This window comes from Flavobacteriales bacterium, from assembly GCA_030584065.1.
In the GTDB taxonomy this organism is placed as follows: Bacteria; Bacteroidota; Bacteroidia; order Flavobacteriales_F; family PHOS-HE28; genus PHOS-HE28.
This window is the reverse complement of record CP129489.1, coordinates 2207352-2223343: the sequence shown is the minus strand read 5'-3', so window position 1 is coordinate 2223343 and position 15992 is coordinate 2207352. Positions and strand designations below refer to the sequence as shown.

At 66.6% G+C, this 15992-nt stretch carries 14 protein-coding genes; 11 read left to right on the top strand and 3 right to left on the bottom strand.

Features of this window, described 5'->3' with window-relative positions:
• The first annotated feature begins 3 nt into the window (after positions 1–3).
• The gene (locus tag QY325_09465) at positions 4–441 is read left to right on the top strand and encodes a hypothetical protein (GenBank protein WKZ64990.1); all 438 of its coding nucleotides are present in this window, start codon (positions 4–6) and stop codon (positions 439–441) included.
• Between the two features lie 15 nt (positions 442–456).
• Positions 457–1725 (top strand): pyruvate dehydrogenase complex dihydrolipoamide acetyltransferase, encoded by a 1269-nt coding sequence (locus QY325_09460; protein ID WKZ64989.1) that lies wholly within the window; start codon positions 457–459, stop codon positions 1723–1725.
• A gap of 135 nt (positions 1726–1860) precedes the next feature.
• On the opposite strand, the gene QY325_09455 is transcribed toward QY325_09460, so the two are convergent.
• A complete protein-coding gene (locus QY325_09455) occupies positions 1861–2682 on the bottom strand; it encodes a CHAD domain-containing protein (protein WKZ64988.1) in 822 nt (273 codons plus the stop codon).
• A gap of 60 nt (positions 2683–2742) precedes the next feature.
• On the opposite strand from QY325_09455, the gene QY325_09450 reads away from it, so the two are divergent.
• The 8 genes from QY325_09450 to QY325_09415 all read left to right on the top strand — a co-directional run bounded on the left by QY325_09450 (position 2743) and on the right by QY325_09415 (position 12014).
• Positions 2743–3168 carry an isoprenylcysteine carboxylmethyltransferase family protein gene (locus QY325_09450; GenBank protein WKZ64987.1) on the top strand — a complete coding sequence of 142 codons (426 nt, stop codon included), beginning with the start codon at positions 2743–2745 and terminating at the stop codon, positions 3166–3168.
• Between the two features lie 87 nt (positions 3169–3255).
• Entirely contained in the window at positions 3256–4500 is a 1245-nt protein-coding gene (locus tag QY325_09445) for an HlyD family efflux transporter periplasmic adaptor subunit (protein WKZ64986.1), read from the top strand.
• Between the two features lie 92 nt (positions 4501–4592).
• Positions 4593–5288 (top strand): ABC transporter ATP-binding protein, encoded by a 696-nt coding sequence (locus QY325_09440; protein ID WKZ64985.1) that lies wholly within the window; start codon positions 4593–4595, stop codon positions 5286–5288.
• 28 nt (positions 5289–5316) lie between these two features.
• The gene (locus QY325_09435) at positions 5317–5880 is read left to right on the top strand and encodes a helix-turn-helix transcriptional regulator (GenBank protein ID WKZ64984.1); all 564 of its coding nucleotides are present in this window, start codon (positions 5317–5319) and stop codon (positions 5878–5880) included.
• Between the two features lie 80 nt (positions 5881–5960).
• Complete coding sequence (locus tag QY325_09430) at positions 5961–6389, top strand: cation transporter (GenBank protein WKZ64983.1); 429 nt, start codon at positions 5961–5963, stop codon at positions 6387–6389.
• A gap of 14 nt (positions 6390–6403) precedes the next feature.
• Positions 6404–8833, top strand: coding sequence for a heavy metal translocating P-type ATPase (locus QY325_09425; GenBank protein WKZ64982.1), 2430 nt, complete (start codon positions 6404–6406; stop codon positions 8831–8833).
• 30 nt (positions 8834–8863) lie between these two features.
• Positions 8864–9724: a DUF3347 domain-containing protein gene (locus tag QY325_09420; GenBank protein WKZ64981.1), complete on the top strand. Its 861-nt coding sequence runs from the start codon at positions 8864–8866 to the stop codon at positions 9722–9724.
• A gap of 7 nt (positions 9725–9731) precedes the next feature.
• Positions 9732–12014, top strand: a complete 2283-nt coding sequence (locus QY325_09415; protein ID WKZ64980.1) for a multicopper oxidase domain-containing protein — start codon at positions 9732–9734, stop codon at positions 12012–12014.
• Between the two features lie 53 nt (positions 12015–12067).
• On the opposite strand, the gene QY325_09410 is transcribed toward QY325_09415, so the two are convergent.
• Entirely contained in the window at positions 12068–12415 is a 348-nt protein-coding gene (locus QY325_09410) for a hypothetical protein (protein WKZ64979.1), read from the bottom strand.
• Positions 12416–12575: 160 nt separating this feature from the next.
• On the opposite strand from QY325_09410, the gene QY325_09405 reads away from it, so the two are divergent.
• On the top strand, positions 12576–14993 hold the full coding sequence (locus QY325_09405) for an ABC transporter permease (protein ID WKZ64978.1): 2418 nt from the start codon (positions 12576–12578) through the stop codon (positions 14991–14993).
• Positions 14994–15083: 90 nt separating this feature from the next.
• Here QY325_09405 and QY325_09400 read toward each other — a convergent pair whose 3' ends face one another.
• A complete protein-coding gene (locus tag QY325_09400; protein WKZ64977.1) occupies positions 15084–15986 on the bottom strand; it encodes a T9SS type A sorting domain-containing protein in 903 nt (300 codons plus the stop codon).
• Positions 15987–15992: the final 6 nt, after the last annotated feature.

The window sequence follows — 15992 nt, the reverse complement described above, 5'->3', positions numbered from 1 at the left end:
GTGATGCGAGCCCAGCCGGCCATCGTTTGCTGCTGCCTGCTCGCAGCGGGTTGCGCGCACAAGGAGGAGGAAGCGCCGCCGCCTGCCGATCCGCGCACGGCCTATGCCGGGGAATACGCTGGTGCGCTGCACAAGCACGGCTGGGTGGCCGGGGCCGATACCACGCTGGTGGACACCACTTACAGCGACACGGTGCGCGTCAGCCTCTGCGATGCCTATCCCGCCCAGGTGTGCTTGGAGGGCAGCGCGGTGTACGCGCATGTGGAGGTGGATGGCGGGGGCGGCTTCCACAACGCGTACTACTCGCCGGGCTCGGGATTCAACCTCACCGGGCGCTTCGTGCTGGGCGCAGCGCCGGATTCGCTGGTCTTCAATCAGTCCAGCTACCTCTACACGCAATATTCCATGAACACGTCGTTCCGGGGCACCCGGATCGAGTAACGCATCCACCGCACCATGGCCGAGATCGTACGCATGCCGAAGCTCAGCGACACCATGACCGAAGGGGTGGTGAGCGCCTGGCACAAGAAGGTCGGAGACAAGGTGAAGAGCGGCGAGGTGCTTGCCGAGATCGAGACCGACAAGGCCACCATGGAGTTCGAGAGCTTCACCGACGGCGTGCTGCTGCACATCGGCGTGGAGAAGGGCAAGGCCGCGCCGGTGGACAGCGTGCTCGCCGTACTGGGCAAGGAAGGGGAGGACTTCAGCAAGCTGCTGGCCGAAGCCGCCGCGGCGGTGCCGGCTCCGGCGCCGGCCCCAGCGAAGGCCGCACCTGCGCCTGCGCCCGCACCGGCTCCGGTGGCGGCCCCGGCCCCTGCGCCTGCCCCGGTGGCGGCACCGATGGCGGCGCCTGCCGCGGTGGCCGCATCCAACGGCCGCGTGAAGGCCAGCCCGCTCGCGAAGCACCTTGCCGAGGAGCGCGGCATCGACATCAGCCGCGTGCGCGGCAGTGGCCCCGACGGCAGGGTGACGAAACAGGACATCGAGAACCATCGCGGTGGCGGCGGCTTCGCGGCAGCCCCGCAGGTGGAGGGCTTCACCGAGGTGGCGGTGAGCCAGATGCGCAAGACCATCGCGCGCCGCCTGGCCGAGAGCAAGTTCAGCGCGCCGCACTTCTACCTCACGCTCGAGGTGGACATGGAGCGCGCCATGGCTGCGCGAGAGGCCATCAACAAGTTCATCGCGCCCGACAAGATCTCCTTCAACGACCTCGTGATCAAGGCGGCGGCCGTGGCCCTGAAGCAGCACCCCAAGGTGAACAGCAGCTGGCTCGGCGACCGGATCCGGTTCAACCAGCATGTGCACATCGGCGTGGCCGTGGCCGTGGAGGAGGGGCTGCTGGTGCCCGTGGTGCGCTTCGCCGATGGCAAGCCCCTGCGCGCAATCGGCGCCGAGGTGCGCGACTACGCCAAGAAGGCCAAGGAGAAGAAGCTCCAGCCGCAGGACTGGGAAGGCAACACCTTCACCATCTCCAACCTGGGCATGTTCGGCATCGAGGAGTTCACCGCCATCATCAACCCGCCCGATGCGTGCATCCTGGCGGTGGGCGGTATCGTGGAGAAACCCGTGGTGCGCGGAGGCCAGATCGTGCCGGGCCACACCATGAAGGTCACCTTGAGCTGCGACCACCGCGTGGTGGACGGCGCCACGGGCGCGGCCTTCCTCAATGCCTTCAAGCAGTTGCTGGAGGAACCGGCGCTGCTGCTGGGGGTGGGCGCGATCTGAGTACGCGCTGCCGGGCGGGTGCGTTGCCCGCCTGGCGCGGCAGGAATCGGACCAAGCGGGGAATGGCGGGCCGTGAGCAGGCCAGGATGTTCCATGCGCCGTGGCCGTTCGCACGGCTGCGCATGCCGGGGACCATCAGCGCGACCGGGCATCAGCGGCTACCGGCCCGCCTCTGCGCAGGGCTTTGGGCAGGTAGCGCAGCAGTGCCGCCTCCATGCGCGCCAGCCGCCGGGCTGCTTCCGCGGCTATCGCAGCTCGCGCTTCCCCGCCGCCCTTCCAGTCGGTGAGGTCCGAGCGGAGCGTCTGCCAGTCGTGCCAAAGCCCCAGCCGCTGCTGGGCCTGAGCGAGCCGTGCGGTCCGGGCTTCGTCCTTGCGCCGTGCGGGCAGGAGCCGCAGGGTGTACCACGCGTTCTTCACGTGCTTGCGCACCGCATGCAGTTGAGCACCCGGTGCCTCTGCGGCCAGCAGCCGCGATGCCGCCTGCAATTCGTCCTCGGCATACCGCGCCGCAAGGTCCAGTTCCTGGGCGTGGGTGAGCGATGCGGTGGCGCGTGCCAGCTGCTCCGCGATCCGGTCGATGTCCTTCGGCCTCCAATCCTGCAGGCGGCGCAGCAGGGCCTGCCGGGCCTTGCGCTCCTGCCGGTGCAATCGTGCTTCATGGGCCATCCGCGCCGCACAGAGCGACCGGGGGAGTTCGGCGAGCAGGGCTCTCGACACCTGTGCCTCACGCTCGCGCCCCGCAGCCTTGAAGAGCGCTTTCACGCGACGCATGGGCCCATCCGGGAAGGCGGCGTGCGGCGCAGCGTAGCGTGCCAGACGGAGCTGTGTCGCCAGCTTCTTCAGGCTCACCCGTAAGGCATGGATGCGCGGCTCGGAGGGGGACTCGGCCGCACGCGCCAGATCCACCCGGAGCCGTTCGATGAGCCGGTGAGCATGAGCGGCGAGCAGGTAGGCCACGGTTCAAGGTACATCATCGCTGTGCGAAGGCCATGCCTGCCGATGGGCTTACTTGCAGCCATGTACGGCGTGCTGCTCGTGGTGGCCCAGTTCAGCTGCATCATCGCCCTTGTGCTGGGCGGCGGCTGGTCGCTGCCGGGCGTTGCCTGGGCCGTGCTGGGCATCGGCCTGCTGATCCTGGTGTGGGCCGGGCTCTCCCTCGGTGCCGGCAACCTCACGGTGATGCCCGCACCCCGCAGCTCGAGCACGCTCAGCGTGCGCGGCATCTACCGCTTCATCCGCCACCCCATGTACACGGCCGTGCTGCTCTGCGGCTCGGCCGTGGCCTTCGGCGCACCGAGCCGGGTGCGCTGGGTGGCGCTCGCCGCCTGCGCCGTGGTGCTCGTGCTGAAGATCCGCCAAGAGGAGGCGCTGCTCACCGCGCGCCACCCGGACTACCCCGAGCGCATGCAGGGGGTGAAGCGGCTGCTGCCCCTCATCTGGTAGCGCCCAACCGTCCGTCACGCGGCCTTCCGGTCCGCACAAACTGCTAGGCCGTGGCCCGGTGCCGGATGAACCTTGCCGTGCAGGACCATGGACCGTGCGATCGATACCCGGCCCGCCAGGCGGCGCCGCTTGCTCTACGCCGCAAGCGGTGGACTATTGGTGATGGTCGCGCTGGTGGCGCTGGCCAGCGGGCTGGGCCGATCGCGGGTGCGGGTGGAGGCGGCCAAGGTCACCATCGGCACGGTGGAGAAGGGCCTCTTCCGCGAGTTCATCCCGGTGACGGGCACGGTGCAGCCCATCCAGACGGTCTTCCTCGATGCGCTGGAGGGTGGCACCGTGAAGCACCGCTTCGTGGAGGACGGCACGCACGTGAAGGCCGGCGAGCCCATCCTTGAGCTGAGCAACCCGCAGCTGCACATGGATGCCATCAACCGCGAGGCGCAGCTCCTGGACCAGCAGAACAACCTGCGCAACACGCGGCTCGCCATGGACCAGCAGACCGTGCGCCTGCGCGATGAGCTGCTGAGCCTCGACAAGGAGCTGAAGCGGCTGGAGCGCGACCAGCGGGTGGATGACCGGCTGGTGAAGGACTCCCTGCTCGCGCGCAATACGTACATGAGCAACAGGGAGCACCTGGACTACATGCGCGAGAAGCGCAAGCTGCTGGCCGCCAACGTGCGCAGCGATTCGCTCTTCCGCCTCAGCCAGCTCGGCTCCATCACCGGCAACCTCGAGCTCATCCAGCAGAACCTGCGCTTCCTGCGCGAGAACCTGCAGAGCCTGGTGGTCAAGGCGCCCATCGACGGGCAGTTGAGCGGCCTCAGTGCGGAGCTCGGGCAGACCAAGCAGCGCGGCGAGCGCATCGCGCAGATCGATGTGCTGGAGAGCTTCAAGGTGCGGGCGCGCATACCGGAGCACTACGTGAGCCGGATCGGCATCGGCCTGCAGGGCACCTTCGTGCACGCCGGAAGGGAGCACGTCATCGAGGTCTTCAAGGTGTATCCGGAGGTGAGCAACGGGGAATTCGACGTGGACCTGCGCTTCCTGGGGGCGAAGCCGGAGGTGCGCCGCGGTCAGACCTTCCAGGTGAGGCTGCAGCTGAGCGAGGATATGGAGGCGGTAATGCTGCCGCGCGGGCCCTTCTTCCAGGACACCGGCGGGCAGTGGGTGTACGTGCTCGATGCCGAAGGCACCGCCACCAAGCGCGAAGTGAAGCTGGGCCGCCAGAACCCCGACCTGTACGAGGTGCTCGAAGGGCTCCAGCCCGGAGACCGGGTGGTGACCAGTCGCTACGCCGCGTTCAACAACGCCGATGAGCTCGTTATCGAATAGCAGCCACAGACCTGCGCACGTCGCGTGTTACGCGTTGCGTGTTGCGGGTTCCGCCAACATGCAACCCCCAACCTCCCAACACGCAACCGGATATGAGCCTCCTGAGAACCCATGACCTTTCGAAGGTCTACCGCACGGATACCGTGGAGACCACCGCGCTCAACGACGTGAGCATCGCCATCGGCCAGGGCGAGTTCGCGGCCATCATGGGCCCCAGCGGCTGCGGCAAGTCCACGCTGCTGAACATCCTGGGGCTGCTCGACTCGCCCACCAGCGGGCAGTACCTCGTGGGCGGTGAGGATGTGAGCGGCTACAACGAGCGGCGGCGCGCCGAGGTGCGCAAGAGCACCATCGGCTTCGTCTTCCAGAGCTTCAACCTGATCGATGAGCTCACCGTGGCCGAGAACATAGAGCTGCCGCTGATCTACACGCGCATGGGCAGGGCCGATCGTCGGCAGCGCGTGCAGGAGGCCATGGAGCGCATGAGTATCGGGCACCGGGCCGGGCATTTCCCGCAGCAGCTCAGCGGCGGCCAGCAGCAGCGCGTGGCGATCGCCCGCGCCGTGGTGAACAGCCCCAGGCTCATCCTGGCCGACGAGCCCACCGGTAACCTGGACAGCGCGATGGGCGAGGAGGTGATGGGGCTGCTCACCGAGCTGAACAGGGCCGGCACCACCGTCATCATCGTCACGCACAGCCTCCGCGATGCGGGCTACGCCCAGCGCACCATCAAGCTGCTCGACGGAAGGGTGGTGGAGGGCAACGTGCCGGCGCAGGCGCTGCTGTGAACGCTCTCCTCCGCTAGCTTCGCCTCTCATGAAGCTCGTGGTGCGCAACATGGTGTGCGACCGCTGCAAGGCGGTGGTGCGGCGCGTGCTGGGAGAGCAGGGCCTGCGCGTGCTGCAGGTGGACCTCGGCGAAGTGGAGCTGGAGCAGGAACCCTCCGATGCCGAGCTCGAGGCCACGCGCGCCGCGCTGATGACCGAGGGCTTCGAGCTGGTGGACAGCCGCGAGGCCGCCACCATCGCGCGCATCAAGGCCGCCATCGTGAAGCTGGTGCACCACAACGAGCAGCTCAATGGGCGCGTGAAGCTGGGCGAGCACCTGCCGGATGTGCTGCACCGCGATTACTCTGGGCTCTCCGCGCTCTTCTCGCAGGTGGAGGGCATCACCATCGAGCAGTACTTCCTGCTTCAACGCCTGGAGCGGGTGAAGGAGCTCATCCGGTACGACGAGCTCACCCTGAGCGAGATCGCCGACCGCACGGGCTTCAGCAGCGTGGCGCACCTGAGCGCCCAGTTCAAGAAGCTCACCGGCATGACGCCCTCCGCCTTCAAGGCCATGGGCATGGGCCGCACCCCGCTGGACCAGGTGGGTTGATGTAAACCTTCCCGATGAGGATGTAACGCGGAACGCTCCCGGTCGTCGGTGCTTTGCATCGTCAATCAACACCAACGACCATGGACAACACGAACATCGCCCTCCCCCTGCTCGACGTGAACAGCGCGCATTGCGCCCTGCGCGTGGAGAAGGCCCTGCATGGCGTGCCCACGCTGGAGGAGGCCCGTGTGGACCTCGACCGCCACCTGGCCACGTTGCGGTCGGCCACCTCGGCCCAGGCCGTGCGCGAGGCCGTCGCCGCCATCCGCAAGGCCGGCTACAACGTCGCCACCGAGCGGCACCGCTTCAGCACCACCGGCATCACCTGCGCCGGATGCGCCAACAAGGCCGGCGACATCCTCAACAAGCTGCCCGGCGTGGTGAGCGCCACCGCCGACCACGTGACCCGCACCGCCGACGTGGAAGTGGTGCAGGGCACCCTCACCCAAGAGGACCTCCTCAACGCGCTGCGCCCGGCGGGCTATGGCCTGCTGCCGGTGGCCGCCTGAACACCCCCACAGCCATGAAGACCGAGACGAGCACCCTGGTGATCCCCGTGGAGAACATGGACAGCGAGCATTGCGCGCTGATCGTGGACAAGGCCCTGGGCACCGTGCCCAGCATCGCCACCCACCATGTGGAGCTGAACAACCGCAGCGCGGTGGTGCAGAGCATCACGCCCGTGGAGGCCGTGCGCGATGCCGTGAAGGCGATCCGCGACAACGGCTACGACGTGCCCACGGTGAAGCGCACCTTCCCGGTGACCGGCATGACCTGCGCCAGCTGCGTGGCCAGCGTGGAGAGCATGCTGCAGGCCCAGCCGGGGGTGCTCGAGGCCGCGGTGAACCTGGCCACCAACACGGTGCAGGTGCGCTATGTGCCCGGTGTGATCGATGAGCGCCGCATGCGCGCCGCGATCCAAAGCATCGGCTACGACCTCATCATCGGGGAGGAGCGCGAGGCCACCGCCGACATGGAGGCGATCGCGCGTGAGCGCATGGCCTCGCTGAAGAAGCGCCTGTGGGCCTCCATGGCCCTCAGCATCCCGCTGGTGGTGATCGGCATGTTCATGATGCATGAACCCTGGGCCAACGTGGTGATGTGGGCCCTCAGCACGCCCGTGGTGCTCGTCTTCGGCCGGCAGTTCTTCATCAACGCCTGGAAGCAGGCGAAGCACCGCAGCGCCAACATGGACACCCTGGTGGCCCTGAGCACCGGCGTGGCCTACGTCTTCAGCGTCTTCAACACTGCCTATCCGCAGTTCTGGACCGACCGCGGACTGATGCCGCATGTGTACTTCGAGGCCGCCGCGGTGGTCATCACCTTCATCCTGCTGGGCAAGTTCCTGGAGGAGCGCGCCAAGGCCGGCACCAGCAGTGCCATCAAGAAGCTGATGGGCCTACGCCCGAACACGGTGCTGCGCGAGGCCGCCGATGGCAGCACGCGCGAGGTACCCATCGCCGACGTGAACGTGGACGACATCCTCGTGGTGCGTCCCGGCGAGAGCATCGCGGTGGACGGCGAAGTGGTAAGCGGGGAGAGCTACGTGAATGAGAGCATGCTGAGCGGTGAGCCTGTGCCGGTGGCGAAGACGGCCGGTGCAAAGCTGCTGGCCGGCACCATCAACCAGAAAGGCAGCCTGCGCATGCGTGCCGAGAAGGTGGGCTCGGCCACGCTGCTCGCCCAGATCGTGCGCACCGTGCAAGAGGCCCAGGGCAGCAAGGCCCCGGTGCAGAAGCTGGTGGACAAGGTGGCCGCGGTCTTCGTGCCCATCGTCATCGGCATCGCGCTGCTGAGCGCCATCGCCTGGTGGGTGCTCGGCGGTGAGCATGCCTTCACCCAGGGCCTGCTCGCGCTGGTCACCGTGCTGGTGATCGCCTGCCCCTGCGCCCTCGGCCTCGCCACGCCCACGGCCATCATGGCCGGCATGGGCAAGGGGGCCGAGAACGGCATCCTCATCAAGGACGCCGACAGCCTGGAGCGCGCACGCAACATCACCGCCATCGTGCTCGACAAGACCGGCACCATCACCGAAGGCAAGCCTGAGGTGGTGGAGGCCGTGGGGTTGACCGAACAGCCCGTCGGCGCCGCGGTGCTCGCGATCGAAGCGCGGTCCGAGCATCCCCTGGCCGAGGCGGTCGTTCGGCACCTGCATGCCGCCGGCGTGCACCAGGCCGCTGCGGTGGGCGCGTTCGACAGCCTCACCGGTAAGGGCGTCAAGGCCACGGTGAACGGGTCGGGCTGGCTCGTGGGTAATCGCCGGTTGCTGGAGGAGAACGGCATCGTCGTCACCGGCGAGTGGCGCACGCACGAGAAGCGCTGGCAGGAGGCAGCGCACACGGTGGTGTGGGTGGCGGAGGGCACGCAGGTGCGCGCCGCCGTGGCCATCGCCGACCGCATCAAGCCTTCGGCCGCCTCGGCCATCGCACGCCTGAAGCGCGCCGGCATCAAGGTGTACATGCAGACCGGTGATGCGCGCCGCACCGCGCAGGCCGTGGCCCAGGCCGTGGGCATCGACGACTTTCGCAGCGAGGTGCTGCCCAAGGACAAGGGCGCCTTCGTGACCGGCCTGCAGCAGCAGGGCCACGTGGTGGCCATGGTGGGCGACGGCATCAACGACAGCGAGGCGCTGGCGAAGGCCGATGTGGGCATCGCCATGGGCAAGGGCAGCGACATCGCCTTGGACGTGGCGCGCCTGACCCTGATCGCCACGGACCTCAACGCCATCCCGCGCGCCATCCAACTCTCCCGCCGCACCGTGGCGCTCATCCGCCAGAACCTCTTCTGGGCCTTCATCTACAACATCATCGGCATCCCCATCGCGGCTGGTGTGCTTTACCCCATCAACGGTTTCCTGCTGGACCCCATGATCGCCGGTGCGGCGATGGCGCTGAGCAGCGTGAGCGTGGTGAGCAACAGCCTCAGACTACGCTGGGCGAAACTGGACAAGTGAAACATCGAACGAACCTCCAAACGAACGACCATGAAAACCATCGGTCTATTGATCGCTACCCTGCTGCTGCTGCCGGGTTGCAACGCACAACTGAAGAATGCGCGCACGGTGACCGTCCGGGTGGACGGCGACTGCCCCATGTGCGAGAAGACCATCGAGAAGGCCGCCTACGTGAAGGGTGAAGCCGAAGTCGACTGGGATGTTGACGCGAAGACCGCACGCATCACCTACGACAGCACGCGCACTTCGCTGGATGCGGTATTGCAGCGCATCGCACAGGCCGGGTACGACAGCGAGCAGTACCTGGCTCCCGATGCCGCCTATGCCGCGCTGCCCGGATGTTGCCAGTACGAGCGCAGCTTCAAACGCGCTCCATTTGCTGCAAGCCCAGGAACAAACGCGCATTCGGAGCACGCTGGTCACCATTCTGACACGGCGGAGGCTGCGATCGAACAAGGGACCACGGACCCACTGGCCCCGGTCTTCGATACCTACTTCGCACTGAAGGATGCCCTGGTGGCATCAAATGCCACCGACGCGCAAGCCCGCGCCAAAGCCTTCGACGCCGCTTTGCGAAATGTGGAAATGGATGCTATGGAACACACCGCTCACCTGGTTTGGATGAAGGTGATGGAGCGACTGGCGAACACCAGTGGTGTTATCGTAGGCACTGCGGATCTTGCCAAGCAGCGCAAGGCTTTCGCGGAGCTGACTGCTCCGATGACCGAGCTCGCAAAGGCAGCGCCTGCCACCACGCCGATCTATCGGGATCACTGCCCCATGTACGAGGGCGGCGCCGACTGGCTCAGCCGGGATAAGGCCATCAAGAACCCCTTCTACGGGTCACAGATGATGACCTGCGGTAGTGTGAAGGAGACCATCAGCCGCTGATCGTGTCATGCAGTTTTCCTCCAACATCCGATCGGTACTGCTGCTGGTGCTCCTGCACGGGCTGCCGGGGATGATGCACGTGCAGGCCCAGCATGTCGGTCATCCAGCCTTGGGCACCTCCGGTCCGCTCGGGGACTTCACACCCAAGGTCACGCGGTACGACCTCGTCATCACGGACACCATCGTCGACTACACCGGCAAGCCCCGCAAGGCCTACGCGGTGAACGGGAGCATCCCCATGCCGACGCTCACCTTCACGGAAGGTGATACGGCGATGATCGTGGTACGCAACGCAATGGCAAAGGAGGAGACCTCCCTGCATTGGCATGGCCTGATCCTGCCTTACCACCTTGATGGCGTGCCCCACCTCACCACCGCGCCCATCAAGGCGGGTGAAACGCAGGTGTACAAGTTCCCGCTGGTGCAAAGCGGCACGTATTGGTACCATTCGCACACGGGCTTGCAGGAACAGAACGGCATGCACGGTGCGCTCATCATCCACAAGCGGAATGCCGCGCCCATGCCAGAGCACGTGGTGATCCTCAGCGAGTGGACCGACATGAAGCCGAAGGAGGTGCACCGTAGGCTGCATGCCGCCAACGACTGGAGCGCGATCAAGAAACACCAGTCTCGGCCAGGAACCGTGCAGAGCTACAGCGATGCCATCAAGGATGGTGCGTTCGGCATCAAGCTCACCAACGAGTGGAAGCGGATGAACGCCATGGACGTGAGCGATGTGTATTACGACCGCATCCTCGCGAACGGCCGGCCGGTGGACGAAGCGCCCCGGTTGAAGGCGGGCGACCGGGTGCGCATCCGCCTGATCAACGGCGGGGCGAGCAGCTACTTCTGGATCACCTATGCCGGCGGGAAGATGACCGTGGTGGCCAGCGACGGCATGGACGTGGAGCCCGTTGAGGTGGACCGCTTCATCATGGGCGTGGCCGAGACCTACGACATCATCGTCACCATCCCCGCCGACAGCACGGCCTATGAACTGCTGGCCACGAGCGAGGACCGCGTGCGCTCCGCCTCGGTGTGGCTCGGCTCCGGCATCCGCCAGCTCGCCGCTCCGCTCCAGCCCCTGAAGTACTTCGAGGGCATGAAGATGATGAACGACATGATGAAGATGAATGGGGACCTGGATGACATGGGCATGCACATGAGCCTGCAGCAGATGGACATGAACGTGGTGATGTATCCAGAGATCACCGGTCCGAAAGAGCTGTCGCATACCGACGAGGGTGCCGACCGCTACAACAGCAATGCGCTCTCCGACATCGTGACGTTGAACTATGCCATGCTGCGATCACCCACGCCCACGACCCTGCCGCACGGTTCGGTGAAGGAGCTGATGTTCACCCTCACGGGGAACATGAACCGCTACCTGTGGGCCATCGACAACCGTACGGTGAGCGAGACCGACCGCATCCTCATCCGCAAGGGCGAGAACGTGCGCATCATCCTGACCAACAACAGCATGATGCGCCACCCCATGCACCTGCACGGGCACTTCTTCCGGGTGGTGAACGGCCAGGGCGAGCATGCCCCGTTGAAGAATGTGCTCGACATCATGCCCATGGAAACGGACACCATCGAGTTCGCCGCCACCGAGGAGGGCGATTGGTTCTTCCACTGCCACATCCTCTACCACATGATGAGCGGCATGGGCCGGGTGTTCGTGAACCCCGCGCCGCGGCCCAACCCCGTGCTGCCCGATGCCCGCAAGGCGGAGCGCCTGTTCCTGCGCGAGGACAAGGCCTGGCACTTCATGGCCCAGAACGACTTCGCCACCAACGGCAACGACGGGGAGGCCATGCTGATGAACAAGCGCTGGAACCTGCAGGCGGAATGGCGCCTCGGCTATACCCCCATGCACGGGCAGGAAGTGGAGATGCACTTCGGCCGATTCCTCGGCAAGATGCAGTGGTGGTTCCCGAACATCGGCATCGACTGGCGCACGCGCGAAGGCCACGGCGATGATGCGGAGGAGAACCTCTTCGGGCAGCGTAACACCAAGAACAGCCGGAGCGTGCTGCATGCCGGGTTCCAATACACCCTGCCCATGCTCCTGGTGTTCGATGCGCGCATCGACACCGACGGACAGCTACGCGCCCAGCTGATGCGCGAGGACATCCCGCTCACCCCGCGCCTGCGGCTCGACCTGATGGGCAACAGCGACCTGGAGCACATGGAGCGACTGCGTTATGTGCTGGACAAGAGCTGGGCGCTGAGCACGCACTACGACAGCGACATGGGCTGGGGCGTGGGGGTGACAGTGACCTACTGAATGGTGGAGCGCTCACGCGGGCTGGAGAGTCACCCATGGCGTGCTGTCGAAGCCTACTTTTTCGTTCCGCGACGCGACTTGGCCACCGCCTTTTTGTTCGTGCGCCCCGCTCCGCTCTTCGGTCGGGTGCTGCCGCCATACACATGGCGTTCACGTTCGATCTGCGACCCGGGCTGCTCATGCATGCGCGCCGTCATGCCCGTCTGGCCGGGATGCTGTTCACCGGGCATGCGCGCATCGGCGGTCTTGGGCTTCGGCTTGCCCACAAGGCCCAGGCGGGGCTTCGTGGCTTTTGCGACAGGCTTCACGGCTTTCGCCGCGGCCTTGGCGCTCGTCTTCCGGACAGGGGCCTTGGCGGTCTTCTTGGTGGCCATTGGGGTGTGGGTGTTCGCGAGTTTCATGGAAACTTAGGCACGAGGGGCGCCGCTTGAATTGACGGCGGTCATCCGCACCCTGCACCCGGGTCATGCATGAGGGCCGGTCCGCCAACCGCCCGTCACGCGGCCAACTTCAGCGCACAACAGACCTCGCAGCACCCTGGTCCCGTTCCACCTTGGGGCCATGTGGCGCAACTACCTCCTCATCGCCTGGCGCACCCTGAAGCGCGACACCCTCTTTGCCGCGCTCAACATCATCGGCCTTGCCATCGGCGTGGCGGCCTGCCTGCTCATCCACATCTACGTGCAGGACGAGCTCAGCTTCGACGCGCACCACCGCAAGGCCGACCGCATCTACCGCATCCAGGCCCACTACCAGTTCGGCGATGTGAAGGACGACTTCGGCATCACGCCCTTCCCCATCATGGAGGCCCTGCTGCGCGAGTACCCCGACATCGAGGCGGGCGTCTCGCTCTATCAGCTGGGGCAGACCACGCTCGAATACGAGGGCCGGAAGTTCGTGGCAGCCGACGGACACAATGCCGACACCAGCACCTTCCGCACCTTCGACTTCACCTTCACGCACGGCGGGCCCGATGCGCTCGATGAGCCGGACAACATCGTCATCATGCAGGAGATGGCCACGCGCATGTTCGGCGCGGAGGACCCCATCGGCAAGCTGGTGACGCGCAATGGACGCACCCTGAAGGTGGCCGGCGTCATCGACGGGCAGGCGGAGAACACCCACATCCCCATGGGCGTGTTCATGAGCCGGCTCGGCATGCCGCCGCAGGCGAAGGAGCAGCTGGCGCAGAGCTGGGGCAACAACAGTTGCTTCAACTACCTCGTGCTCGCACCCGGTGTGGACGAGCACGCGTTCCAGGCCAAGATGGACGCCTTCGTCGACAAGTACATCATCCCGCAATGGGGCGGCGAGGAGTTCCAGGGCAGCATCCGCTTCAACCTGGAGCCACTGCGCGAGGTGCACTTCAACAACGCGCTCATCTATGACACGCCGAAGAAGGGCAACAAGGCCTACGTCACCCTCTTCGCCATCGTGGCCGTGCTCATCCTTGCCATCGCCTGCATCAATTACATCAACATGAGCACCGCTGACGCCACCCGGCGCGCCAAGGAGGTGGCGTTGCGCAAGGTGTGCGGCGCGCAGCGCGGCCAGCTCGTGGCCCAGTTCATCGGCGGCAGCGTGCTGATCGCGCTCATCGGCATCGCGGTGGCCCTGGGGCTGCTCTGGCTGGCGCTGCCGGCGTTCAACAGCATCACTGGGAAGGCCATCGGCATGGAGGTGGTGCTGCGCGGGAGCTTCGTGGGCGCGCTGGCGCTCATCCTCATCGCCATCGGCGTGGTGGCGGGCAGCTACCCGGCCTTCTTCCTCTCGCGCTTCGCGCCGCAGCTCCTGCTGAAAGAGGGCGTGGCCGGCGGGGCCGGCCGCAACCGCGTGCGCAAGGTGCTCATGGGCGCGCAGTTCGCCATCGCCCTCTTCATGGTGGTGGGCACCCTGGCCGTGTTCGCCCAGTTGCACTGGCTGCGCAGCACGGACATGGGCTTCCGCAAGGAGAACCTGCTCAGCATCGCCATGCCGCTGCCGCCCGGGCCGGATACGCTGGCGTGGGACAGGCTGCGGCCGGTGAAGGACGAGCACCTGCGGCAGAGCTTCGTCACGGCCGCCTCCTTCACGCAGCACCTGCCCGGCCAGGGCAGCGGCCGCTGGGTGCTGAAGGCCAACACGCCAGAAGGTCGCATCGACAAGCCCATGCCCACCATGAGCACCGATGCCGATCTCCCCGCGCTGCTCGGCGTGGAGCTGGTGGCCGGGCGCTACTTCGACCCTGCCATCCCCAGCGACCGCGACAACGCCGTGATGGTGAACGAGAGCGCCGTGAAGGCCTTCGGCTGGCGTGATCCGCTGGCTGAGAAGATCTTCATACCGGGCGACAGCGCCGACCAGGAGCTCACCGTCATCGGGGTGCTCAAGGATTTCCACTACACCAGCTTGCACACGCCGATCGAGCCGCTCGTGCTCTTCCAGAGCAGCCAGCGGTACGGCGCGCAGCACCTGGTGCTGCGCCTGCAGCCCGGCGATGTGGGGCAGCAGCTCGCCACGCTGCAAGGGGAGTGGAAGCGGCTCTTCCCCGATGCCGAGTGGGAGGCCACCTTCCTCACCGACAGCATCGCGCAGCTCTACCAGGCCGAGGACAGGCTCTACCGCGTCTTCGCCGCCTTCGCCGTGCTCACCATCCTGCTCACGGTGATGGGCCTTTACGGCCTGGCCTACTTCACCGCGCGGCAGCGCACGCGCGAGATCGGCATCCGGCGCGTGATGGGCGCACCGCTGTTCGATATCGTCCGGCGCCTCAACACCGAGTTCGTGGTGCTGCTGGGCCTGGCGCTCCTGGTGGCCTTCCCGCTGGCCTTCTACGCCATCGGCCGTTGGCTGGAGACCTTTGCCTACCACACCCGCATCTCGCCGCTGCTCTACGCGGCGGCCTTGCTCATCACCCTGCTCGTCACGGTGCTCACGGTATCGGTGCAGGCTTACAAGGCCGCGATGGCCGATCCCGTGAAGGCCCTGCGCTACGAGTGAGCCGTCGCCCAGGGCCGGGGGAACGCTACTGCGATGGCGCCCTTGCGGTGAGGGCGCTGCGGTCGAGCCCTTCGGCCGGCCCGCGCGCGGCTATTGCTTCACCACCCGAAGCGGAGCCTGCCGGCCCGATGCGGTGAGCGGCAAGAGCAAGTAGGTGCCGGCGGGCAGCATGCCGAGATCGATGGAGCCGTGGCCATCGACGCGGACCGTGGCCAGGCAGCGCCCTGCGATGTCGTGCACCGCGGCCCGTTGGCCGGGTCGCAGCCCAGGTACGGTGACGCTGCCCGCGGTGGGGTTGGGGAATGCGCGTGCGGCCTTCCCATCACGGGGATCATCCGGCATCGCCGTGGTGAGCGGCCCGCAGCCGAGCACCGCCCAATGCGCATCCCCTTGGGTGTAGGCTTGCAGACAGCCGTACTCTTCGAATAGCTGGCAGAGGTAGCCGAAAAGGCCGGAGCTTGCACCGATGCCTTCGATGAGGTAGCGCCCGCCCGAGAGCACGAAGCGCCGGTGCGCGCGGCCGTTGAACCAGCTGGCATCGATGCTCGTGACGATGGGCGCGGCAGCGCAGTCGCCATACGTGCCGGATAACGTATCGCCAACCGCGAGGTTGAAGTCGTAGAGCAGGCGGGGATCACCCTCGCCGGGCAGCACCACCCACCAACGGCCTTCAGCGCTGTCGGCCCGGAGGGCACCGGCATAGGCATCGATCGCCAGGGTGACCGGCGGCGGCGGCGGGTCGCCGAGCAGCGGTGCGATGGTGGCCGTGCCCTGCCGCCGCAACCGCTTGTACAGCTGCCCCTGGATGGCGGTATCGCCTTGCACGGTGATGGTGAAGAGCAAGTGCTGCGCCTCCAGGCCCTCGAAGCGCCAGTGCTCCTCCGACCAGGCGGAGCTGTCGTTGAAGTGCAGCGGCTGGGCGTGCAGGGCGATGGGCATGAGGAGGTTGGCGATGCCGCCGAGGAAGCAGCCGGAGGATGTGCGTGCGGTCATGGTGCG